Source organism: Sulfurospirillum arcachonense DSM 9755 (assembly GCF_000597725.1).
In the GTDB taxonomy this organism is placed as follows: Bacteria; Campylobacterota; Campylobacteria; order Campylobacterales; family Sulfurospirillaceae; genus Sulfurospirillum_A; species Sulfurospirillum_A arcachonense.
The window spans coordinates 134,359-155,482 of the sequence record NZ_JFBL01000005.1; the positions used below are offsets into that span (position 1 = coordinate 134,359).

Here is a 21,124-nt window from a genome sequence, read left to right on the forward strand (position 1 = left end):
TAATCCCTAAAAACATTTACATGTAGAGGATATTTAATGAAATTATTTGGGACAGATGGTGTTCGTGGAAAAGCTGGAAAAAAATTAAACTCTATGACAGCAATGCGTTTAGCAATGGCTGCAGGGATATATTTTCGTAAAAATTCAATAAATAATAAAATAATAGTAGGTAAAGATACAAGAAGAAGTGGTTATATGATAGAAAATGCTATTGTTTCAGGTCTTACTGCAGTTGGATATGATGTAAGACAAATAGGACCAATGCCAACTCCTGCAATTGCTTTTCTAACAGAAGATATGCGTTGTGATGCTGGAATCATGATTAGTGCTTCTCATAATCCTTATTTTGATAATGGAGTGAAATTTTTTGATGCCCAAGGTCATAAGTTAGATGAAAAAGCTGAAAAAGAGATAGAAGAGATATTTTATAATGATGCACTTATAGAAGAAAATCAAAAAGAAGAGTTTGGAATAGGTCGTTCAAAAAGAGTAGATGATGTAATTGGACGTTATATTGTTCATATTAAAAACTCTTTTCCAAAAAATTTAACTCTTCATGGTATTCGAGTTGTTTTAGATGTTGCAAATGGTGCAGCATATAAAGTGGCACCTGCAGTATTTTCTGAACTGGGAGCAGATGTTATTTTACTGAATGATCAACCAAATGGAAGTAACATAAATCTAAATTGTGGAGCTTTGCATCCTGAAAACTTAGGTGAGCAAGTAAGAAAATTAAGAGCTGATATTGGTTTTGCATTTGATGGAGATGCCGATAGATTAGTAGTTGTAGATGAAAATGGTGATGTTATTCATGGAGACAAACTTTTAGGAGCTCTTAGCGTTTATCTGAAAAGCAATGGTAAATTACAAAAAAATGGTTCAGTTGCAACGGTTATGAGTAACCAAGCACTAGAAGATTATTTGAATGAGAATGATATAGAGCTTTATAGATGTAACGTTGGTGATAAATATGTTTTAGAAACATTTGCAAAAGAAGGTTTAAATTTTGGTGGTGAGCAAAGTGGCCATGTTATTCTTGCTGATTTTGCAAAAACAGGAGATGCTTTAGTTGCAGCTCTTGCTGTTATGGCTAATGTGCTAACAAAAAATGAATCAGTTAGTAAACTTTTAAATCCATTTGAGCTTTATCCACAACTTCAAAAAAACCTTAGTGTAGGTAAAAAAGTACCTCTTGAAGATATTGATGGTTACAGTGAATTATTCAAAACAATAGAAAAAGAAAATATAAGAGTTCTAATACGTTATTCAGGAACAGAAAATTTGCTTCGTATTCTTTTAGAAGGAAAAGATGAAAGTAAGTTAGATAACATGATGGAAAAAGTAGTGACACTTTTACAAAGCAGGCTAAATGCTTAAATCGTTTATTGTTTTTGTTTTAGCTTTCGTGGGAGTTTTTATAATCGATCAAAATATTAAAACCATCTTTTTAGATGGTTTTAGATGGTATGGAGATTATTTTTCGTTAATCCTCACATATAACAAAGGTGTAGCTTTCTCAATGTTAGCTTTTTTAGAAGGTAATTTAAAATATCTTCAATTGCTATTAATATCTAGTGTAGTGATATATCTTGGCTTTAATCGAAATATTTTTAAGCCTTATTGCCTTCCTTCTGGACTACTTCTTGGAGCAGGGTCAAGTAATCTTTATGACAGATTTATTCATGGGGGTGTTGTAGATTACGTTTATTGGCATAAATGGTTTGAATTTGCGGTATTTAATTTTGCTGATGTTATGGTAAATTTTTCGGTAATTTTGATATTAATCATATCTTTAAAAAAGAATAAAAAGATTTAAAAATATATAGTATATTTAAGTAAATATTATGTGATTTTTGAGTATTATCTCTTTCTTAATATATGTGCTCGCTTAACTCAGTTGGTAGAGTGTTACCTCGACAAGGTAAAAGTCACTGGTTCGAATCCAGTAGTGAGCACCATATTTCGTTCTCTCACAGTTTGGGAGTTCTATTAGTAAAGGATTGAAATGCAAAATGAAGTTATAGCCTACAGAGATGGCTTAACTCTAACTGACACACAAAGCGTTGCTTCACTTGATTGTTCTAATTTCCAAGAAGTTTTATTTGATAACTCTGATGATGCCTTAGAGGTTATTCGTCACTCTACTGCCCATATGATGGCACAAGCGATAAAAGAGTTATATCCAGATGCAAAGTTTTTTGTTGGACCAGTTATAGAAGATGGTTTTTACTATGATTTTCGTGTAAGTGAAAAGATTAGTGATGAAGATTTAAAAACGATTGAAAAGAAAATGCAAGAGATTGCAAAGAAAAAACTTCCAATTGAAAAAACGTGTAGCACAAAAGCTCAAATTTCAAAACAATTTGCTGATGATGATTTGAAACAAGAAGTTCTTCTTCGTATCCCTGAAGGGGAAGTTTCTACATATAAGCAAGGTGATTTTGAAGATTTGTGTCGTGGACCTCATGTTCCTAACACAAGATATCTAAGATTTTTTAAACTAACTCGTGTTGCTGGAGCATATCTAGGTGGCGATGAGAAAAGAGAAATGTTAACTCGTATTTATGGTACTGCATTTGCAGATAAAGCAAGTTTAGCAGAGTATTCTAAAATGATTGAAGAAGCTAAAAAGCGTGATCATAGAAAATTAGGAAATGAACTTAAATTATTTACTTTTGATGAAGAAGTAGGCGCTGGTCTTCCTATATGGCTAACAAACGGAAGTCGCTTAAGAAGTAAATTAGAACAACGTCTTTTTAAAGCACACAGATTAAGAGGTTATCAGCCAGTTCGTGGTCCAGAAATTTTAAAAGCAGATGCTTGGAAGATAAGTGGACATTACGATAACTATGGTGAAAATATGTACTTTACAGAAATAGATGGTTCTGAGTACGGAATGAAACCTATGAACTGTGTTGGACATATAAAAGTTTATCAAAATGATGTAAGAAGTTATAGAGACTTACCACTGAAGTTTTTTGAATACGGTGTAGTTCACCGTCATGAGATGAGTGGTGTTATGCATGGTCTTTTTAGGGTTCGCGAATTTACTCAAGATGATGCACATGTTTTTTGTACACCAGATCAGATAAAAGATAGCGTTATGGAAATGCTAGGTTTTGTTGAAGATATTATGAAAAGTTTTGGTTTTGAGTATGAGATTGAAATTTCAACTAAACCAGAAAAAGCAATTGGTGATGATGCTTTTTGGGAAGCTGCAACTCAAGGGCTAAAAGATGCACTTGATGAAAACAATATTGCATATGGCATAGATGAAGGTGGAGGAGCATTTTATGGTCCAAAAATCGATATCAAAATATTAGATGCATTAAAAAGAAAATGGCAGTGTAGTACAATACAAGTAGATTATAATTTACCTGAAAGATTTGATTTGAGCTATGTGGATGCAAATAATGAGCATGCACGTCCAGTTATGTTACACCGTGCAATACTTGGTTCATTTGAAAGATTTATTGGAATTCTTATTGAGCATACTGCTGGAGAATTTCCATTTTTTATTGCTCCAACTCAAGTTGTAATTGTTCCAATTAGTGAATCGCATCAAGCTTACGCTAAAGAATTGGCACATGAATTGCTTATAAATGACATAGATGCTGAGATTTCTATGAAAAATGAGAGTTTAAACAAACGCATCAGAAACGCTGAAAAGATGCGTGTTCCGATGATTTTGGTAATAGGTGACGAAGAAGTTGAACAAAAAACTGTTGCTTTAAGAGACAGAAGAGATAGAAAACAGTATAATTTAACAAAAGACGAATTTATGTCTATAACAAAGGAAAAACTTAGTGAGGTACATTTTTGAGTAAAAAGAACGAGGTAATGCTCAACCACGAAATTCGAGCAAATGAGGTAAGGTGTTTAGGTGACGATGGTACTCAATACGGGATTATTTCTCGTAATGACGCATTAAATCTATCAGAAGAGCAAGGATTAGACTTAGTTTTAATCGCTCCTGACGCAAAACCACCAGTTTGTAAGATAATGGACTATGGAAAGTTCAAATACCAAGAAGAAAAAAAGAAAAAAGAAGCTAAGAAAAAGCAAAAAGTTATTGAAGTGAAAGAAATTAAACTTTCAGTAAAAATTGCAGATAATGATATTAATTATAAAATCAAACATGCAAGAGAGTTCCTTGAAGCTGGAAAGCATGTAAAATTTAGAGTATTCTTGCGTGGTCGTGAAATGGCAAATCCTGATGCTGGTATAGCTGTACTTGAAAGAGTTTGGCCTATGGTAGAAGATATTGCAGTTCGTGAAAAACCTCCAAAGCTTGAAGGTAGGTATGTAAATATGCCTACAACACCAAAGCAAAAATAAATAAAATGGGGTACCATCTTGGTACTCCATAACTTCCCTTTAAGAAAATTTCAGATATAATCGCAAGCTTCTAATACTAAATTATTAGATATTAGCAAAAAATGTAAAGGAGTTACTATGCCAAAAATGAAAACGGTACGTGGTGCAGCAAAGCGTTTCAAAGCTAGTAAAAATAAGATCAAAAGAGGCGCAGCCTACAGAAGTCATATTCTTACTAAAAAGACTACGAAAAAAATGCGTGGACTAAAAGAAGCAAAAACTGTTGACAGCAGAGATGTATCAAGAGTTAAGTTAATGCTAGGAAAAGCGTAAGCAAAAAAAGTTTTTGATGTTTCACATCAATCAAAGAGTTCCCCTATTTTTAGGGCAAGTTCACACAATAGTGTGACACCAATAAGGTCAAGGAGACACAATGAGAGTAAAAACAGGCGTAGTTAGAAGAAGACGTCATAAAAAGATTTTAAAATTAGCAAAAGGTTTCTATAGTGGTAGAAGAAAGCACTTTAGAAAAGCGAAAGAGCAAATTGAAAGAAGTCTAGTATATGCATACAGAGATAGAAGAAACAAAAAAAGAGATTTCAGAAGACTTTGGATCACTAGAATCAATGCTGCTTGTAGATTAAACGATATTAGTTATTCTCGCTTTATAAATGCTTTAAACAAAGCTAGCATCGAACTAGATAGAAAAATTCTAGCAGATATGGCTATGAATGACCCAGAAGCTTTTGCATCAGTTGTAAAACAAGCTAAAGCTGCACTTTAATAATAACTCCATCCAACACTACTAAGTAGTGTTGGATACCTTTAAAAACACTTTTTCTTATTCTTCATAAAATATTATTTAATACAATTTTATTTTAAATAAATTAAAATTATTATTAAAATAACCGATGTACTTATTAATTATTATTCTACCAAAAGGATTATTATGAGTATTAATGTAGATTTATCAATGCTTAAACATCAAGAAAATACTGAACACGTACCAACAAAAGTACATTCGGATAGGGAATTAGAAAGTATTAGAAATGAAGAAACAAAGGTTATAGTTGAAGGGGATCTTTTTACTTATAGAGGAGTTAACTTTAAGCCTATGTCAGAAAAAGAATTACTTAGTGAAAAAATAGATACAAAACTATTAAACTTGACTCAACTAACAAGTTCTAATAATAGTACAGACGATAGAGTAATAGTAGCTTTTAGAGATCCTAATGATCCTGAAAATGTAATTGCATATAAATTAGATAAAGAAGTTGTAGATGAATTAAAAGGGTCATTTTCTAGTACAGATTTTTTTCAAAGAGAAGATGGAATCTTACGTTTAAATGCTAATGCAGAAAAATACATAGCAGGATGGGTCCTTGAGATAAAAGAAGATAGAGGTTATGAAAAAGCAGATGTAAATGCTGATGGAATAGTTGATGAGAATGAAGATGATAATCTTAATGTAGGTTTTGAACATTATACGGATTACGAGTATTTAGGAGAAAAAATTGTTACTGCTCATTCTTTTGTTGGTGAGAGAACGTATCAAAAATTTTCTGATACCGCTGATAACAATAATCTAACAAGTATATTAAACAATCAAGCACTAGAGTTTGAAAATACTATTGAAAAAGAGCTTGCTCATACTATTGAACTCGATAAAGATAAAGATGGGACTATTACACTCAAAGAGGGTATGGTTGATTTTACACCAAAAGATAAAGATGTAGAAAAACATTTAGCAGATAAAGTAAAACAAGATCATGATAAGTGGGTTTCAAATGAGAATATAGTTTTAGATCCGAACAAGATAATGATGAGAGATATCGTAACTAGGAAATTTATGACAGAAGAGGAGTGGAAAGCGCAATTAGAGATGGTTGCGATGAAAATGAAAGAAACTAGTATAAACATAATTGAGAGAGAAGGAGATTTTGCTATGGAAGAAATAAAGAAATTAAATGAAAAACATGAAGCCAGTGACATAGAGAAAGAAGGTGCTCTGTATAAAGCAAAAAATTTAAGTTAGTTATATGACATTTTTGCCTGGTGCCTACAATAATGCTGTTAAGTGCATTGCTATCTTTAAATTGCTTAGATTAAATATCTCATTTTTTTTATAAGTCACATCTTATATTTTTTTTGTTAATATCGTCAAATAGTATTGCATTGCTCAAGGTTTGAGCCGACATATATATTGCATAATTCTTACATGTAAATATCCTATCGTTCTAGTCAAATGCAATAACAAAAATAAGGACAAATTTAATGAAAAGAAGAAATTTTTTAAAAACCTCGGTTGTTGGCTTAAGTGCCTTATCTATGATGCCTAGCAATATTTTAGCGAGTACAAATGATAGTAGAAAATTTAAAGTGATTTATGATTTTGATATAAAATCAGATGCTAAAAGTTTTCCTGCAAAGTTGTGGAATCCACTGCCTTTTGATGCAGAATATCAAAAAGTAAAATTTTTTAAATTTTCTGGTAATTATGATAATTATAACGTCAATACAGATAATGATTATGATGCAAAAACTTTTTTTGCAAGTTGGAACAAAAGTGAAAATAAAAAAAGCTTACATATTGAGATGGAGATAGAAACAACACCAAGAAATGTAAATTTAGAGTTTATTAAAAAAGCTAGTAAAGAGAACTTACCAATTCCTAGTTCGGTTAAAAAGTTTTTAGAACCAACTGAACATATCCCAACAGATGGAAAAGTTAAGAAAAAAGCAGAAGAAATTACAAAAGGTATAAGTGATAGATTTGCTAAGGTAGAAGCTATTTATGACTGGGTATGTGAAAATACTTTTAGAGACCCTAAAGTAGTTGGGTGCGGTGTTGGAAATGCTGGTAAAATGATGGATACCGGTTATTTTGGTGGAAAATGTACTGATATCAGTTCTTTATTTGTTGCATTTTTAAGAGCGGCTGGGATTCCTTCTCGTGAAGTTTTTGGTGTAAGACTTGGTAAATCAACTTATTCAAAAGCATTAGGTAAATCAGATAAAAACAAGTTTGCAAATATTTCTACTTGGCAACATTGTCGTGCTGAATATTATATTCCAGGTGCTGGTTGGATACCTAGTGATCCTGCTGATATAACTAAACTTATTTTAGTTGAGGGATTAAAGTATGAAGATGCAAAAGTACAAGAGTTAAAAAGAAGATATTTACATTCTTGGGAAATGAACTGGGTTGGTTTTAATTGGGGAAGAGATTTTGTTTTAAGTCCAAAACCAGAACAATTTCCTTTAAATATGTTAGGTTACCCTTATGGTGAAGTTGATGATGAAGTATTAAACTACTACTCACCAAAGGTATTTGGATTTAGCATAACTTCTCAAGAGATCTAGTGAAAGAAGATAATTCTTTTTTTACATTAATAGGCAGCGCTATAATGGCTGCCTTTTTAGCAAGTAGCTGTTGCTTAGCTCCTTTATTGTTTTTAGTATTTGGGATAAGTGTCAGCTCTTTATCTTTTTTACAAGTTTTAGCACCTTACAAATGGGTTTTTTCTTTAGTTTCTATTGCGGTAATTGTTTATTTGTGGTATCAATTTTTAAAAAAAGACAACTTCACATGTAATAGTAAAACATGTAATAATTATAAATTATATCTTATAATAGGAACTCTTTTTGTTAGTATTTTTATATCGTATCCTTATTGGTTTAATTATATAGTGGAGTATTTATGAAAAAAGTAGTTTTATTTCTAGTTCTGAGTGTTTTTGTTTTTGCAAAAGAGCATGTTGCTGTTATAAGTGTTGAAGGGATGACTTGTCCTTTATGTACTACCGCTGTTAAAAAAAGTTTAAAAAGTATTGATGGTGTTGTTAGCGCAAAAGTAAAATTAAATACAAAAAAAGCTATCGTTCATTTTGATGAAAAAGTGAGAAAAAAACAGCTTTTAGAAGCTATCAAAAAAGTGGGATATAAAGGTATTATCGATTCAGTTACGAAAGAATAAAACCTTTATATTTTCAATCTTGAACCATCTCCCATAAAGACTCAGACAATGTTGGATGAGCAAAAACCATTTTTGCTAAATCATCTTTTGTAAGTTTTGTATTTATTGCTATTAGTATTTGATGGATATGTTCTGTTGTATCATTTCCTATCATGGCACCACCTAGGATAGTACCAGTCTCTTTTTCGCAAAGAAGTTTTATAAAACCACCATCATCACCTTTGATTTTTGCTTTTGCACTTGATTTGTAAAAGTGTTTAATCACTTCATACTCTATGCCGAACTCTTTAAGAGTTTTTTCATTTTTTCCAACACTAGCAACTTGAGGTTGGCAAAAAGTTACAAAAGGGATGGTTTTTGAAGGTTTACATGTAGTGTTCTTTGTTATGTTATTAGTTACAACATTTGCTTCATTATATGCACTATGAGCAAGGGCAGGAGTAGCAATTACATCTCCTATTGCATATACGTTAGGATTACTTGTTAGTAAGTTTTCATTTACAGTTATAAAACCTTTTTCACTTTGTATAGAGGCATTTTTAAGGTCTAATTCACTTGTATTTGGTGAACGTCCAATAGAAACAAGTACTAACTCATACTCAGCATCAATTTCTCCTTTTGGAGTATCCATTTTTATACTAACACTTTTTTCATTTTTTACATAAGAAGTTACATTTGTGTTAATAGATATTTTTATGCCTTTTTTTTCTAACTCTCTTTTAAGCCCTTTTGCTACATCTACATCTTCTGCTGGAACAATATTTGGTGTAAATTCTGCTATATGAACATCTACTCCAATAGAGTTAAAAAATGTAGCAAATTCACAGCCAATAGCCCCACCACCAACAATAAGAATTGAAGAAGGAATTTTTTCAAGCTCAAAAACTTCTTTACTAGAGATAATCTGTTTTCCATCAACTTCTAAAAGAGGGTGAGGTCTGTGTATAGATCCTGAAGCTATGACAAATTTATCGGCACTTATGATTTCATCATTTACTCTAATAGAGTTTTCATTTTCAAAACTAGCACTACCAAAGATAGTAGTAACTTTTGATTTTTTGAGTTTAGTGTTTATGCCAGTTCTTAGTTGCTCGATAAGTTCAGATTTTTTATTTTTGAGAATGTTCATATCTAATGAAATATTCTCTACATGTACACCACAACTCTCAAAGTAAGATTTTTTAGCAACATAGTTTGCACTTTCTAAATAGTGCTTAGCAGGGACACAGCCTTCATTGAGGCAGGTTCCACCTATTTGGTTTTTTTCTATAAGAGCTACGTTTTTACCTTTTTTGGCTAAAAGTGAAGCACACTCATATCCACCAGGTCCTGCTCCAATAACTATTACATCATAATGCATCATTTCTCCTCAAAATATTCATGTGCCATATACGAACTTCTTGTATATGGTGAGCTCTTTACAAATTCAAATCCCATATCACTAGCAATTTGACCTAACTCTTCAAATTTTTTAGGTTTTATATATTCTATTACTGGAGTATGAGTCTTGCTAGGAGCCAAATATTGACCCATAGTGAGTAAAGTACACTCCATGTTAAGTAAGTCTTGTAACACTACTTTTAACTCATCCTCGCGCTCTCCAAGACCAAGCATAAGAGCGCTTTTTGTTTTTACTTTTGGATTTGCTATTTTGAGTGCTTTTAAAACTTCTAAAGATTTTGTATAGTTTGCACCTTTTCGTACCTCATAAAGTCTAGGTACAGTTTCTATGTTGTGACCTATGACTTCTGCTCCACAGTTTGCAATTTTTTTGATAGCATCTGTATTGTGTTTTAAATCAGGGATGAGAAGTTCTACGGTTATATTTTTATTCATCTCTTTTATAGCTTTTACGCATTGCACAAATTGCTCAGCACCACCATCACTTAAATCATCTCTTGTTACACTTGTAATAACCACATGCTTTAAACCCAAAGACGCAACCGCACGAGCAACTTTTTGTGGCTCTTTTTCATCTATGCCATTTGGCATGCCAGTATCTACACTACAAAAGGAACAAGCTCGTGTACATGTAGAGCCTAAAATCATAAAAGTAGCTAGTTTTTTAGAGAAACACTCACTCATATTTGGACACATCGCTTCTTGGCAAACGGTGTGAATACCGATATCTTTTAAAGCAATCTCAACATCTTTTTTTTGTGAAAAAAATACTTTTTTTAATAACCAAGATGGTTTTCGCTGTTTTTTTATCATATTTCTTCTTCATTTAATATTGCGTTAAAAGTTTCTATAAAACTTTCTTTTAACAACTTTTTTGCTTTTTTTTCATTTAAATTTACATCAAATTCTTCTAAAGAAGTTCCTGTAAATTTTCTTTGATCATTTCTTAGAGGAATGGAGCCGTGTTGCAAGATGAGGTTTTTACCTCTTTTTTGGGCATTTCCACCTAGTTTTTTACCATTACATATCATGTCATAGGCTTCAAATCCTTCTTGACAAAAAAAGCTTTTTTCAAGGTTTACATGTAAATCTTTTGCATACTGTACATGTAGACCTAGTTTTTGGTAAAAATTGAGTAAAAATGAGCAGAGATACTCATAACTCTCTTTTACACTTTTTTTATTTAGAAGTTTTGTTGGGATAATGATTGTGTAAGACAGATCAAAACCATGTAAAAGAAGACCGCCACCAGTCACTCTTTTTGCCCAGTTGTCTCCAAAATTTTCACTATTTTTTATCTCTTCAAGTTTTTGAAAACGGCCAATAGTAAAAGAGTTTGGTTTCCAAGTATAGAGCCTAAAAATAGGCTCTTCTTGAAAGTTTTCATATAAAGATTTATCCAACTCCATATTTTCCTGAGCACTAAGTCCCGTAGAGTCTAAAAATCTCCAAGGTATTATTGCCATCTTATATTTAAACTTCTTGCTGCTTTTGTTTCATCTGGTCTGCTAATTGGAAGAGTTTTTGGAAACTCTTTAAAAGCTTCAGGATTTGACTTTGCAAGCTCAATTGCATCTATCATTTTTTGACAAAAATAATCAATTGTATCGATATTTTCCGTTTCTGTTGGCTCGATCATGATAGACTCTTTTACAATAAGCGGAAAATAAACAGTTGGAGCATGAAGTCCAAAATCTAAAAGGTATTTTGCAATATCCATGGCTCTTACGCCATGTTCTTTAGCTAAATCTTCAGCACTAAAAACACACTCATGCATACAAAGAGAATCAAAAGGTGCTTTTATATGGTCTTTTAATTTTGCCAAAATATAGTTTGCATTTAAAACAGCTTTTTGACTCACATTAATCATGCCTTCACGACCTAAGGTTTGCATATAAACTAAAGCTCTTATAAGAACTAAATAGTTTCCAAAAAATGGAGAAATCTTTCCTATTGTATTTTCATGAGGCTTATTAAAAAAGTAACCATCTTTTTTGTTAAAACTAACTTGCAAATCTGGTAAAAACTCTTGTAGCTTTTTAACCACGCCAACTGGCCCTGCACCAGGACCTCCACCACCATGAGGTGTTGCAAATGTTTTGTGAAGATTAAGATGAATGACATCAAAACCAATATCCCCGGGTCTTAAAACTCCTAAGATGGCATTCATGTTGGCACCATCATAATACATCAAAGCATCATAAGAGTGAGCGATATCACAAATCTCTTTTATTTGAGGGTTGAAAAGTCCTAACGTGTTAGGAACGGTCATCATGACAGCAGCTACCTCATCACTCATCGCTTCTTTAAAAGCTTCTAAGTCCATATCTCCATTTGGACCTGATTTAACAGTGATTACATCATAATCCACCATGGCAGCAGTTGCAGGATTTGTTCCATGTGAAGAGTCAGGAACAATAACATAACGTTTGTTATTTCCTTTTTTCTTATGGTACGCTCCTATCATCATTACTCCAAGCATCTCTCCGTGAGCACCAGCTTGTGGAGTGAGAGTAAAAGCATCCATACCTGTAATCTCGCATAAATTGTTTTCTAGAGTTTTAAGTGTAGATAAGGCTCCTTGAACAAGATGTATTTGGTTGTTTGTTATATGATGAGGGTGAAGATTTGCAAATCCTGCAAGAGCACCAACTCTCTCTTGTATTTTAGGATTGTATTTCATCGTACAAGAACCAAGAGGATAAAAATTTGCATCAATAGAAAAGTTTTTATTTGAGAGTCTTGTAAAGTGTCTCACTACATCAAATTCACTTAACTCTGGAAGTTCTGCTTTCTCACTTCTTAAAAGATTTTCATCAAGATTTGGAGCATCAGGAACACTCTGTTTTGGTATGTTTATACCATCTCTTCCCTTATGAGATTTTTCAAATAGCGTGGAACTCATAGAATCTCCTTTACACTTGAGATGAACTTATCTATTTGTATTTTTGTTCTTTTTTCAGTGACACTTACTAAGACTCTGTTTGCAAAGTTTTCATATAGTGTATCGAGTTTTAAACCAGCAAAAAAGCCTTTTTCTTCCATCTTTTGGATAAATTTAGAAGAACTTATAGGTAGTTCTATAACAAATTCATTAAAAGTAGGATTTTGGTTGTATATATTCACTCCATTTATTTGGCTGAGTCCATTTTTAAGATAAGTTGCGTTATTGTAGTTTTGATTTGAGAGTTTTACAAAACCCTCTTTTCCAAGTAGTGCCATAAAAATAGTTGCACGAAGTGCCATTAAATTTTGGTTTGAACAGATATTTGATGTTGCTTTATCTCGGCGAATATGTTGTTCTCTTGCTTGAAGTGTTAAAACATAAGAGCGTTTTCCCTCTTTATCTTCAGTCATACCAACAATTCTTCCTGGAAGGTTTCTTATATATTTCTCTTTTGTTGCGAGTATCCCAAATGATGGTCCACCAAATCCAAGATAATTTCCAAGGCTTTGCCCATCAGCACAAAAGATATCAGCATCAACATCTTTAGCACTCTTTAAAATACCAAGTGCAATAGGATAAGAACTCATGATAGCTAAAGCCTTAACATCATGGAGTTTTTTTATGATTTGGCTGTAATCTTCGATAGAGCCAAAAAAGTTTGGATTTTGGAAGATATACCCTGCGACACTCTCATCTATCATACCTAAAAGTTTAGTTTTATCGGAGCCATCACCCTTTACATGTAAAACAGTAACTTCAATCTCATGATAAGCCAAATAAGTTTTTAAAATCTTTATGTAGATTGGATTGACTCCACTATCAACAATGATTTTTTTTCTTTTTTTACAGATACGAATAGCCATCAAAGCAGCTTCTGCTAAAGCAGTTCCTCCATCGTACATAGACGCATTTGTTGCTTCCATCCCTGTGAGTTCACAAATCATACTTTGGTATTCATAAAGGACTTGAAGTGTTCCTTGTGAAGCTTCTGCTTGGTATGGAGTGTAAGCTGTGTAAAATTCTGAGCGAGTTGATAAGGCATCCACCGCACTAGGGATTATATGGTCATAATAACCACCCCCTAAAAAATTTACTTTTGAAGTATCATTTTGATTTGCTAAAGTATGGAAGTTTTCTAAAACTTCAAATTCACTCAAGCCTTCAGATAAATTAAAACTTTTAGCTCTTAATTCACTAGGAATTGCATCAAAGAGGTTTGATTCTTCTTTGATTCCTATTTGTGCAAGCATACGTTGCACATCTTGTGGGGTATGAGGAGTATATGGCATTATAGTGTTTCTATGTATGCTTTATAAGATGCCTCATCCATCAAAGAATCAAATTCACTTGCATCACTTACTTTTATTTTCATTATCCAAGTACTCTCAGCTGCTTCATTTAAAAGCTCCGGAGCATCTTCTAGTTCTTCATTTACTTCAATAACTTCACCACCAATAGGTATATAAATATCTGAAGCTGCTTTAACAGACTCTATAAACGCAATACTATCATCTTTTTCAGCACTTGCACCAATTTCAGGAAGTTCTACAAAAGTAATATCACCAAGTTGTTCAACGGCGTAAGCTGAAAGTCCTACACTAGCAGTATCTGCATCTAAAATAGCCCATTCATGTTCGTTACTGTATCGTTTTATCATTATATCTCCTTTTAACTAAGCTAAGCTTAGTGACAATTCCCCACACTTAAGTACAAAGTAAATTTTTGTATGTTAGTGTGAGCACCTTTTATTTTTTATAAAATGGAAGCGTTGTTTTAAAAATAGGGATGTTTCCTCTTTCATTTCTTAACTCTATTGGAGCATCTTTTTTGTAAAGTTTTGTTTGCACTGAACCTAAGCCAATACCTGAATTGATTGAGGGTGAAAAAGTTCCACTTGTTACAACTCCAATTTTTTGGTCATTCTGATAGATGTCCATACCGTGTCTAGGAGCTCTTTTTGAATTAGTTGTAAAAGCTATAGCTTGTTTAGGAGCACCTTCTTCTTTTTGTTTAAGAAGAGCTTCTTTACCAGTAAAATGTTTTTCATAACCAACAAAAAATCCTATACCAGCTTCTATAGGAGTAGTAGTTTCATCCAATTCTTGACCATACAGACTATAACCCATTTCAAGGCGAAGGACATCTCTTGCTCCAAGTCCTGCTGGAATTGCACCACGTTTGATGAGTTTGTCCCAAACTAAAGGAGCTGTTGTATTATCAAGATAAAGCTCATATCCAACTTCGCCTGTATAACCTGTTCTACTCACTAGTGCAAAACTATCCATAATGTCAGTTTCTGCAAAACTAAAAAAGCTCAGTTCATCTAAGTCAAATGTCACTAAGTCTTGAAGTATCTCTTTTGCTTTTGGTCCTTGAATATCTAGTTTAGAAGTTTGCTCGCTGGCATTTGTAAATACACCATTATGAAGTTGAGAGTTAATAGTCTCATAATCAATCTCTATTCTAGAAGCATTTACTACAAACATAAGTCTATCAGGGCCTGCTTTATAGACAATTAGATCATCTATAACACCGCCATCTTTGTTGAGTAAAAAACCATATTTACATTTTCCAATAGGGAGTTTTAAAACATCAACAGTTGTAGTGTCATTAATACCACTAAAAAGAAGATTCCCTTCAAAGAAAAATTCACCCATATGAGAAGTGTCAAAAAGAGCAGCGTTGTTTCTACAAGCTTCATGCTCTTTTAAAATTCCTGCATATTGAACAGGCATTTCCCAGCCACAAAAACCAATATTTTTTGCGTTGAGTTCTTGATGCTTTTCAAAAAGTGCAGTTCTTTTTAATTTGTCCATATTACTCTCTTTGTGTTAAATTTATTTAGAGTATCAAATATTTCATTTAATTTTGCTAAAAAAATAGGCATAAAATTGTTTACATGTAAGGCTTTTTACAAAAAAGGGTAAAGGCGTATTTTTACGCCTTTACAGAAGTTTATTTATTTAAATATTTTTTTACTGAACTAGGACTTGGGTAGATAAAAGTTGTATTCCTAAAAACAATGATTTTTTCTTTATCGTCGAGCGCATAAGCAGTAATCTTGATATTTAGAAGAGTATCATCTTTTGCATGAGTTGATAAATTTTTATTGGTTTTTAAAATAACTACTTTTTTCATTTTACTACCAGATTTTAATTTAAAAGGTGCAGATGGTTTTACTATAGTTATGTCTTTATTATCTACTTCAAAATAGTATTTATGGTCTTTATGATCAGTGTTTTGAAAAAGAAAAGTATATGCATTTTGAATCTCTTCTCCTTTATCTTTGATTTTATATAATTGAGTAGTTTTATTGATATTTAAAAGCATATGTTCTTTTGTTGAACCCATTAAAAATAGAGCGACTAAAGCAATACTAAGTGCAATTCCGTAAGCAATAGTTCTAAACCTCATAAATTGTGTTTTCCCTTTACTCTCAATAGCATTTGGACTAGTCCATGTTATGAGAGATTCTTTGCCAAGTTTTTCCATGACTGTAGTACATGCATCTGCACACTCAAGGCAGTTAATACACTCTAATTGCATGCCTTTTCTAATATCTATGTGTGTTGGACAAATTTTTACACAAGCTTCACAGCCTGTACATTCATCATTTTCTCCTGTTGGTTTAGTATTTATAAGTTGATTATGTTCATCATAAATTAAACCACCACGTTCTTCATTATAGATAGTTTGAATCGTATCGTTATCAAACATAACAGATTGAACTCTAGCATAAGGACAAACATACACACAAAATTCTTCTTTGAGTAAAATTACATCGTAAATTAAAAAACCAGTTATGATCGCTAAAATACCGATAAGAACAGTATGATCGAGTGGATTTTGTATGTAGTTAAAAAAATCTTCAGGAGGAATAAAATACCAAGTAAAGTTTGATGCAGCTAAAAAAGCAAGTATAGACCATATACAGACAGCTATAACTTTTTTAATGCCATTTTGTGAATCAGTTTGTTTATTTTTTATATTTTTTCTAATTCCTAGAAGTTTTGTTTCTATTAAGTCTCTATAAATAACTCGAAAGATTGTTTGTGGACAGACCCAACCACACCAAATTCTGCCTCCAAGTGTTGTCATAAAGAAAATGCCTAAAAATAAAAGTATAAGTAAAAAAGGCATGAGATATAACTCTTGCATATCAAATGTTGTAAATAGAAGATGAAGTTGTTTTTTATCAAAACTAAATAAAAAGAGATGATTTCCTCCTATCCTTAGAAAAGGGAGCACAAATGCGATTAGAGTTATAATTCCAAAAGCAGTATATCTTGATTTTGAGTACGGTTTATTGCACTTGCTAGTATTACATGTAGCCATTATTTTTATCCTTTAATTAGAGCACATTCTTCATTAGTGAGAATTGTTTTTTTAGTTTGAACTTTTTTTACAACAGGTAAAAGTACCTTCTTTGCTTCTACCAAATCTTTTAATCCACGAGAATTGATATAGTCTTTAAGGGAAGTTCTACTCACCCCAAGAGTTCTCGCAATTTTACTTACAGAATCATTTTTTTCTAAATACTCTACAATCTGAGTTCTGTATACATCAAATTTTGATTTTGACATTCTTCCTTTTGGTCTACCTTGAAAAATTTCTTTATTTGTAGAGAGGTTTTTTTCTCTATATTTAGCAAGAACTGTTAAGACTTCTAATGAAGAGGTTTGCTCGTTAATGCTAACACTTGAATGACAAATATGCACAGTAATTGATCTTTTTAATAAACACTCTAGTATTTTGGTTAATTCGCCTATATCATCACTAAAAACCCATAAATCGTAAATTAAAACACTATCAGATTCATTTAAAGAACGCAAAAATCCTTTAAATTCTTTTCTTTCTTCTAACACTTGTGAGTGGTCAGAATTTTCTATTTCAGTAGTGTCTAAACTAATACCATGGGTTCGAGCATATTTTATAACGCAGTTTTGTTGAGTGGTTATATTTACTTTATCAGTTTTACTTTTTAGAAGAGCTATCCGCATAAATGTCACCTTTTTATCACTTCTTGAAAGTATAGCAATATAGACGAAATAAGTCAAGAACAAATTTTGTTTTATCGTCTATATGGTCTAATTATATATCTTAAGCTTAAAAAAGTCTTTTTTAGATAGAATAAGGACCAAATTTTAACAGAAAGGTGGTGAGGTCGGATGCCAGGTATTAAGGTTCATCCTAATGATTCGTTTGACGAAGCATATAGAAAGTTCAAAAAGCAAATTGATAGAAACCTAATCGTTACTGAAACTCGTGCTAGAAGATTCTTTGAAACAGGAACTGAAAAGCGTAAGAAACAAAAGATTAGTGCTCGTAAAAAAATGCTTAAAAGACTTTATATGCTTAGACGCTACGAGTCTAGACTATAATCACAAGAGGAGAGTTTCTCTCCTCACTCTTTTTTCTTCTATATATTTCCTCAAAAATCAACTTTTATTCTTAAAAATATCAAATTGTTATAATTTTTTTGTATAATAACACATTTGTTAGCAAAAGGGAGATTTTATGGAAGATAAACTAACAGTTATGGAAATGTCAACTTATCTTGGAGTAAGTAAAGAAGCTATTTATAATCGCCTAAGACGTGGAACTTTAGAGAGTATTACAGAAAATGGTAAAAAGTATGTTTTACTAACAAAAAGTTTAAAAAGAGAAGGAAGGCTTCCTAAAAGAACAGCTATAACAAAAGCACATGATAGTGAGTATATTGAGCTTTTAAAAACTCAAATAGAAGAATTAAAAGTAAAAAATCAAAAACTTGAAAATGACAAAGAACAACTTCAATATGAGAAAGAAAAAATGCTCATAGAATCGAAAGATAAAATAGAACAAATTTATAAAGATAGAGATGAGCAGTTAAAAACTATTTTGACTTTAGCTAATGTTCCTTCTTTAGGAAGTAGTTTAAATTCTATGGAAGAGACTATAGATGTAGTTGAAGAACTTGATATTGAAGAAGATATTGTTGAAAAAATATGTGAGTCTTTTGAAGATTGGGAAAATCTAAAAGAATATGCAAGACGAAGAAATTTTTCAAAGGATGAGAGAAAATTGGTACAAAAGCGGATAAAAAGATTAGTTGGTATAAATGATAATGTAAAAGAGAGTGATGGTGAACTCTATATAAAAAAAGATGTAAAATTAAAAAAAATTATAGGAAATTATAAATGAATAAAAAATATATCCGTAAAATATCAGATTATATGATAGCTGGTGGAATTGGAGCTATGGTTATAGCTGGTATGCAAGGATGTGAACAAAAGAGTGATGATAATGCATTTACAGAAGCATCTAAAGTCAAAGGAGCTTTTGTAGTTATAGAACAGTTAGAAAATGGTGGATATACGATTGTAGAAGAGTACCCAAGTAATGTAACAAGAGTAATAGTACGTTATAAAGATGGTACAGAAAAAATGCTTACCAAAGAAGAGATGGATAAACTTGTAAAAGAGGAGTCTCTAAAAATCGATAATGGAACTTCATCTCTAACAGATCCATCTTTGAGTAATGGTGCTCCTGGACTTGGGCATATACTTCTTTCAAGTGTAGCAGGAGCGATGCTTGGAAGTTACATAGGAAATAGACTTTTTAATAACCAAAATTATCAAGCGCAAAGAAGAACAAGCTATAAATCTCCTCAAGCATATAGTAGAAGTACAAGTAGCTTCAATAAAGCAAGAACAAGCGGAACAACATCAACAAAGAAAAAAAGTAGTGGATTTTTTGGTAGCAAAAGCTCAAGCAGATCTAAATCATTATTTGGGTTTGGTGGGTAATGGTTAGTCTAGAAAAAGTAACCCCACTAACAAGTGATTTTTTAGAATCTATTGGATTTTATTGGCATACAGATGAAGATAAAAGCCCATATGTAGCAGATGAGCTTGTACAAGTAAAACAGAGTGAAGCTGATGCTTATTATGAAGCTACTAACGAATTGTATGATATGTTTGTTGAAGCAGGTGAATATGTTATAAAAAACAATCTTTTTCATGAACTAGGAATTCCTTTTAATATTACTGAGATGATAAAAAAATCTTGGGAAAGTGATGTTCATTGGCATCTGTATGGAAGATTTGATTTAGCGGGTGGGATTGATGGAAAGCCTATCAAACTTATAGAGTTTAATGCAGATACTCCAACAGCACTTTTTGAAACAGCCATAGTTCAATGGGCACTTTTAAAAGTTAACAATATGGACGATAGATTGCAGTTTAACAATCTATATGAAGCAATCAAAGAGAATTTTAAACGTTTAGTTGTTATGAATGGGGATACCGAAGATTTTGCAAAGCATTATGAAAATTGGAAAATACTCTTTTCAAGCATCAAAGGAAGTATCGAGGATGAAAATACTACAAAATTACTTCAAGCAGCAGCTGAAGAAGCTGGTTTTGTAACTGATTTTGCCTTTGTTGATGAGGTAGAGTTTGATGGACAAGAGGGTGTTTTTAAAAAAGAAGTCAATTTTGAGTACTGGTTTAAATTAATCCCTTGGGAAAATATTGGTATTGATGAGGGTGATTTGGCTTTGATGTTACGTGATATTATGGAAAATCAATCAGCAATTATACTAAATCCTGCCTATACTTTGATGTTTCAAAGTAAAGCTTTTATGAAAATATTATGGGATTTATATCCAAATCATCCTTTACTACTAGAGACTTCTTATGAACCATTAGTTGGCAAAAAACAAGTAGAAAAAAGAGTTTTTGGAAGAGAAGGGGCTAATACGGTTATCTTAGATGAAAACAATCATGTAATGGAACAAGAAGATGGTATATACGATGAGTTTGCTCCAATCTATCAAGAATACGTAGAACTTCCAAAAGATGTTAATGGTGAGAGTTATCAAGCAGGTGTATTTTTTGCCTATGAAGCTTGTGGACTTGGGTATAGAAGAGGTGGTTTGATTTTAAATAACTACTCTAAGTTTGTTGGACATGTTATAGACTTATGAAAAAAATTATAGGTTTTTCAATAATCGCGTTGGGAATATTTTTAGAAGTACTGTGGCTTGGTGTCTGCTTTGGTACAGTTATAGTAGGTATTGCACTTCTTATTTTTGCACCAAGGATACTGTTTTTCCCATTTAACTTCTTTTTTGTTATAGGAATAGCTATGATAGCTGGAGGATCTTTTCAAAATGGAGCAAATTTTAGGTACCAAAGTAATTTTGGAGGAAATCAACAATCTCCAAATTTTGCACAACCTCAAAGTAGTCTAAGCAAGTATTATGAGGTTTTAGAGTCAAAACCAACTGATAGTATGGATGAGATAAAGAAAAATTATAGAAGACTTGTTAGAGAGTATCATTATGATTCTATAGCAAGTAAAGACTTACCCGAAGATATGCTAAAATTTGCAGAACAAAAAACTAAAGATTTAAATGAAGCATACAGTGCTATTAAAGAGGCTAGAGGGTAATGTTTTTTAAGTACTACAATCTTTGAATAAATTGTGTAGTTAAGGAA

At 32.1% G+C, this 21,124-nt stretch carries 24 protein-coding genes and 1 tRNA gene; 16 read left to right on the top strand and 9 right to left on the bottom strand.

From position 1 onward, the window contains the following. The first annotated feature begins 36 nt into the window (after window positions 1-36). From glmM to K354_RS0105805, 11 genes are all read left to right on the top strand, one after another. Window positions 37-1,377, top strand: a complete 1,341-nt coding sequence (gene glmM, locus K354_RS0105755; protein WP_024954552.1) for a phosphoglucosamine mutase — start codon at window positions 37-39, stop codon at window positions 1,375-1,377. Continuing rightward, window positions 1,370-1,816, top strand: coding sequence for a signal peptidase II (lspA, locus tag K354_RS0105760; RefSeq protein WP_024954553.1), 447 nt, complete (start codon window positions 1,370-1,372; stop codon window positions 1,814-1,816). Before glmM ends, lspA begins: the two co-directional genes overlap by 8 nt. Before the next feature lie 66 nt (window positions 1,817-1,882). Further along, window positions 1,883-1,958 (top strand) — tRNA-Val (locus K354_RS0105765). Between the two features lie 47 nt (window positions 1,959-2,005). After that, the gene (thrS, locus tag K354_RS0105770) at window positions 2,006-3,823 is read left to right on the top strand and encodes a threonine--tRNA ligase (protein ID WP_024954554.1); all 1,818 of its coding nucleotides are present in this window, start codon (window positions 2,006-2,008) and stop codon (window positions 3,821-3,823) included. Further along, window positions 3,820-4,338: a translation initiation factor IF-3 gene (infC, locus tag K354_RS0105775; RefSeq protein ID WP_024954555.1), complete on the top strand. Its 519-nt coding sequence runs from the start codon at window positions 3,820-3,822 to the stop codon at window positions 4,336-4,338. The genes thrS and infC overlap by 4 nt, the downstream gene beginning before the upstream one ends. 117 nt (window positions 4,339-4,455) lie before the next feature. Then, the gene (gene rpmI, locus K354_RS0105780) at window positions 4,456-4,650 is read left to right on the top strand and encodes a 50S ribosomal protein L35 (protein ID WP_024954556.1); all 195 of its coding nucleotides are present in this window, start codon (window positions 4,456-4,458) and stop codon (window positions 4,648-4,650) included. Window positions 4,651-4,750: 100 nt separating this feature from the next. Continuing rightward, window positions 4,751-5,101 (top strand): 50S ribosomal protein L20, encoded by a 351-nt coding sequence (rplT, locus tag K354_RS0105785; protein WP_024954557.1) that lies wholly within the window; start codon window positions 4,751-4,753, stop codon window positions 5,099-5,101. A gap of 165 nt (window positions 5,102-5,266) precedes the next feature. Beyond that, a complete protein-coding gene (locus tag K354_RS0105790; RefSeq protein ID WP_024954558.1) occupies window positions 5,267-6,352 on the top strand; it encodes a hypothetical protein in 1,086 nt (361 codons plus the stop codon). Between the two features lie 239 nt (window positions 6,353-6,591). After that, a complete protein-coding gene (locus tag K354_RS0105795) occupies window positions 6,592-7,680 on the top strand; it encodes a transglutaminase-like domain-containing protein (RefSeq protein WP_024954559.1) in 1,089 nt (362 codons plus the stop codon). Further along, on the top strand, window positions 7,680-8,021 hold the full coding sequence (locus K354_RS14640) for a mercuric transporter MerT family protein (protein WP_024954560.1): 342 nt from the start codon (window positions 7,680-7,682) through the stop codon (window positions 8,019-8,021). Before K354_RS0105795 ends, K354_RS14640 begins: the two co-directional genes overlap by 1 nt. Beyond that, window positions 8,018-8,293 carry a heavy-metal-associated domain-containing protein gene (locus K354_RS0105805; RefSeq protein WP_024954561.1) on the top strand — a complete coding sequence of 92 codons (276 nt, stop codon included), beginning with the start codon at window positions 8,018-8,020 and terminating at the stop codon, window positions 8,291-8,293. Before K354_RS14640 ends, K354_RS0105805 begins: the two co-directional genes overlap by 4 nt. A gap of 13 nt (window positions 8,294-8,306) precedes the next feature. On the opposite strand, the gene lpdA is transcribed toward K354_RS0105805, so the two are convergent. The 9 genes from lpdA to K354_RS0105850 form a co-directional block, all read right to left on the bottom strand. Next, complete coding sequence (lpdA, locus tag K354_RS0105810) at window positions 8,307-9,653, bottom strand: dihydrolipoyl dehydrogenase (RefSeq protein ID WP_051505394.1); 1,347 nt, start codon at window positions 9,651-9,653, stop codon at window positions 8,307-8,309. Further along, a complete protein-coding gene (lipA, locus tag K354_RS0105815; RefSeq protein ID WP_024954563.1) occupies window positions 9,653-10,507 on the bottom strand; it encodes a lipoyl synthase in 855 nt (284 codons plus the stop codon). Before lipA ends, lpdA begins: the two co-directional genes overlap by 1 nt. Further along, window positions 10,504-11,160, bottom strand: a complete 657-nt coding sequence (locus K354_RS0105820; RefSeq protein WP_024954564.1) for a lipoate--protein ligase family protein — start codon at window positions 11,158-11,160, stop codon at window positions 10,504-10,506. Before K354_RS0105820 ends, lipA begins: the two co-directional genes overlap by 4 nt. Then, window positions 11,151-12,599, bottom strand: coding sequence for an aminomethyl-transferring glycine dehydrogenase subunit GcvPB (gcvPB, locus tag K354_RS0105825; protein WP_024954565.1), 1,449 nt, complete (start codon window positions 12,597-12,599; stop codon window positions 11,151-11,153). The genes K354_RS0105820 and gcvPB overlap by 10 nt, the downstream gene beginning before the upstream one ends. Then, window positions 12,596-13,930 (bottom strand): aminomethyl-transferring glycine dehydrogenase subunit GcvPA, encoded by a 1,335-nt coding sequence (gene gcvPA, locus K354_RS0105830; protein WP_024954566.1) that lies wholly within the window; start codon window positions 13,928-13,930, stop codon window positions 12,596-12,598. Before gcvPA ends, gcvPB begins: the two co-directional genes overlap by 4 nt. Further along, on the bottom strand, window positions 13,930-14,298 hold the full coding sequence (gene gcvH / locus K354_RS0105835; protein WP_024954567.1) for a glycine cleavage system protein GcvH: 369 nt from the start codon (window positions 14,296-14,298) through the stop codon (window positions 13,930-13,932). The genes gcvPA and gcvH overlap by 1 nt, the downstream gene beginning before the upstream one ends. Before the next feature lie 88 nt (window positions 14,299-14,386). Beyond that, complete coding sequence (gene gcvT / locus K354_RS0105840) at window positions 14,387-15,457, bottom strand: glycine cleavage system aminomethyltransferase GcvT (protein ID WP_024954568.1); 1,071 nt, start codon at window positions 15,455-15,457, stop codon at window positions 14,387-14,389. Between the two features lie 139 nt (window positions 15,458-15,596). After that, complete coding sequence (ccoG, locus tag K354_RS0105845; RefSeq protein ID WP_024954569.1) at window positions 15,597-16,976, bottom strand: cytochrome c oxidase accessory protein CcoG; 1,380 nt, start codon at window positions 16,974-16,976, stop codon at window positions 15,597-15,599. A gap of 5 nt (window positions 16,977-16,981) precedes the next feature. Beyond that, window positions 16,982-17,641, bottom strand: coding sequence for a recombinase family protein (locus K354_RS0105850; RefSeq protein WP_024954570.1), 660 nt, complete (start codon window positions 17,639-17,641; stop codon window positions 16,982-16,984). A gap of 168 nt (window positions 17,642-17,809) precedes the next feature. On the opposite strand from K354_RS0105850, the gene rpsU reads away from it, so the two are divergent. The 5 genes from rpsU (at window position 17,810) to K354_RS0105875 (ending at window position 21,077) form a co-directional block, all read left to right on the top strand. Continuing rightward, on the top strand, window positions 17,810-18,022 hold the full coding sequence (gene rpsU, locus K354_RS0105855; protein ID WP_024954571.1) for a 30S ribosomal protein S21: 213 nt from the start codon (window positions 17,810-17,812) through the stop codon (window positions 18,020-18,022). A gap of 136 nt (window positions 18,023-18,158) precedes the next feature. Beyond that, window positions 18,159-18,824 carry a hypothetical protein gene (locus K354_RS0105860; protein ID WP_024954572.1) on the top strand — a complete coding sequence of 222 codons (666 nt, stop codon included), beginning with the start codon at window positions 18,159-18,161 and terminating at the stop codon, window positions 18,822-18,824. Further along, window positions 18,821-19,429 (top strand): UPF0323 family lipoprotein, encoded by a 609-nt coding sequence (locus tag K354_RS0105865; RefSeq protein ID WP_024954573.1) that lies wholly within the window; start codon window positions 18,821-18,823, stop codon window positions 19,427-19,429. The genes K354_RS0105860 and K354_RS0105865 overlap by 4 nt, the downstream gene beginning before the upstream one ends. Then, window positions 19,429-20,610, top strand: a complete 1,182-nt coding sequence (locus K354_RS0105870; protein WP_024954574.1) for a glutathionylspermidine synthase family protein — start codon at window positions 19,429-19,431, stop codon at window positions 20,608-20,610. The genes K354_RS0105865 and K354_RS0105870 overlap by 1 nt, the downstream gene beginning before the upstream one ends. Further along, entirely contained in the window at window positions 20,607-21,077 is a 471-nt protein-coding gene (locus K354_RS0105875) for a DnaJ domain-containing protein (protein WP_024954575.1), read from the top strand. Before K354_RS0105870 ends, K354_RS0105875 begins: the two co-directional genes overlap by 4 nt. Window positions 21,078-21,124 lie beyond the last annotated feature (47 nt).

What these genes read in the sequence shown, in the direction of transcription:
- glmM (WP_024954552.1), top strand. Translation starts at nt 37, where the DNA reads ATGAAATTATTTGGGACAGATGGTGTTCGTGGAAAAGCTGGAAAAAAA.
- lspA (WP_024954553.1), top strand. Translation starts at nt 1,370, where the DNA reads ATGCTTAAATCGTTTATTGTTTTTGTTTTAGCTTTCGTGGGAGTTTTT.
- thrS (WP_024954554.1), top strand. Translation starts at nt 2,006, where the DNA reads ATGCAAAATGAAGTTATAGCCTACAGAGATGGCTTAACTCTAACTGAC.
- rpmI (WP_024954556.1), top strand. Translation starts at nt 4,456, where the DNA reads ATGCCAAAAATGAAAACGGTACGTGGTGCAGCAAAGCGTTTCAAAGCT.
- rplT (WP_024954557.1), top strand. Translation starts at nt 4,751, where the DNA reads ATGAGAGTAAAAACAGGCGTAGTTAGAAGAAGACGTCATAAAAAGATT.
- K354_RS0105790 (WP_024954558.1), top strand. Translation starts at nt 5,267, where the DNA reads ATGAGTATTAATGTAGATTTATCAATGCTTAAACATCAAGAAAATACT.
- K354_RS0105795 (WP_024954559.1), top strand. Translation starts at nt 6,592, where the DNA reads ATGAAAAGAAGAAATTTTTTAAAAACCTCGGTTGTTGGCTTAAGTGCC.
- K354_RS0105805 (WP_024954561.1), top strand. Translation starts at nt 8,018, where the DNA reads ATGAAAAAAGTAGTTTTATTTCTAGTTCTGAGTGTTTTTGTTTTTGCA.
- lpdA (WP_051505394.1), bottom strand. Translation starts at nt 9,653, where the DNA reads ATGCATTATGATGTAATAGTTATTGGAGCAGGACCTGGTGGATATGAG.
- lipA (WP_024954563.1), bottom strand. Translation starts at nt 10,507, where the DNA reads ATGATAAAAAAACAGCGAAAACCATCTTGGTTATTAAAAAAAGTATTT.
- K354_RS0105820 (WP_024954564.1), bottom strand. Translation starts at nt 11,160, where the DNA reads ATGGCAATAATACCTTGGAGATTTTTAGACTCTACGGGACTTAGTGCT.
- gcvPB (WP_024954565.1), bottom strand. Translation starts at nt 12,599, where the DNA reads ATGAGTTCCACGCTATTTGAAAAATCTCATAAGGGAAGAGATGGTATA.
- gcvPA (WP_024954566.1), bottom strand. Translation starts at nt 13,930, where the DNA reads ATGCCATATACTCCTCATACCCCACAAGATGTGCAACGTATGCTTGCA.
- gcvH (WP_024954567.1), bottom strand. Translation starts at nt 14,298, where the DNA reads ATGATAAAACGATACAGTAACGAACATGAATGGGCTATTTTAGATGCA.
- gcvT (WP_024954568.1), bottom strand. Translation starts at nt 15,457, where the DNA reads ATGGACAAATTAAAAAGAACTGCACTTTTTGAAAAGCATCAAGAACTC.
- ccoG (WP_024954569.1), bottom strand. Translation starts at nt 16,976, where the DNA reads ATGGCTACATGTAATACTAGCAAGTGCAATAAACCGTACTCAAAATCA.
- K354_RS0105850 (WP_024954570.1), bottom strand. Translation starts at nt 17,641, where the DNA reads ATGCGGATAGCTCTTCTAAAAAGTAAAACTGATAAAGTAAATATAACC.
- rpsU (WP_024954571.1), top strand. Translation starts at nt 17,810, where the DNA reads ATGCCAGGTATTAAGGTTCATCCTAATGATTCGTTTGACGAAGCATAT.
- K354_RS0105860 (WP_024954572.1), top strand. Translation starts at nt 18,159, where the DNA reads ATGGAAGATAAACTAACAGTTATGGAAATGTCAACTTATCTTGGAGTA.
- K354_RS0105865 (WP_024954573.1), top strand. Translation starts at nt 18,821, where the DNA reads ATGAATAAAAAATATATCCGTAAAATATCAGATTATATGATAGCTGGT.
- K354_RS0105870 (WP_024954574.1), top strand. Translation starts at nt 19,429, where the DNA reads ATGGTTAGTCTAGAAAAAGTAACCCCACTAACAAGTGATTTTTTAGAA.
- K354_RS0105875 (WP_024954575.1), top strand. Translation starts at nt 20,607, where the DNA reads ATGAAAAAAATTATAGGTTTTTCAATAATCGCGTTGGGAATATTTTTA.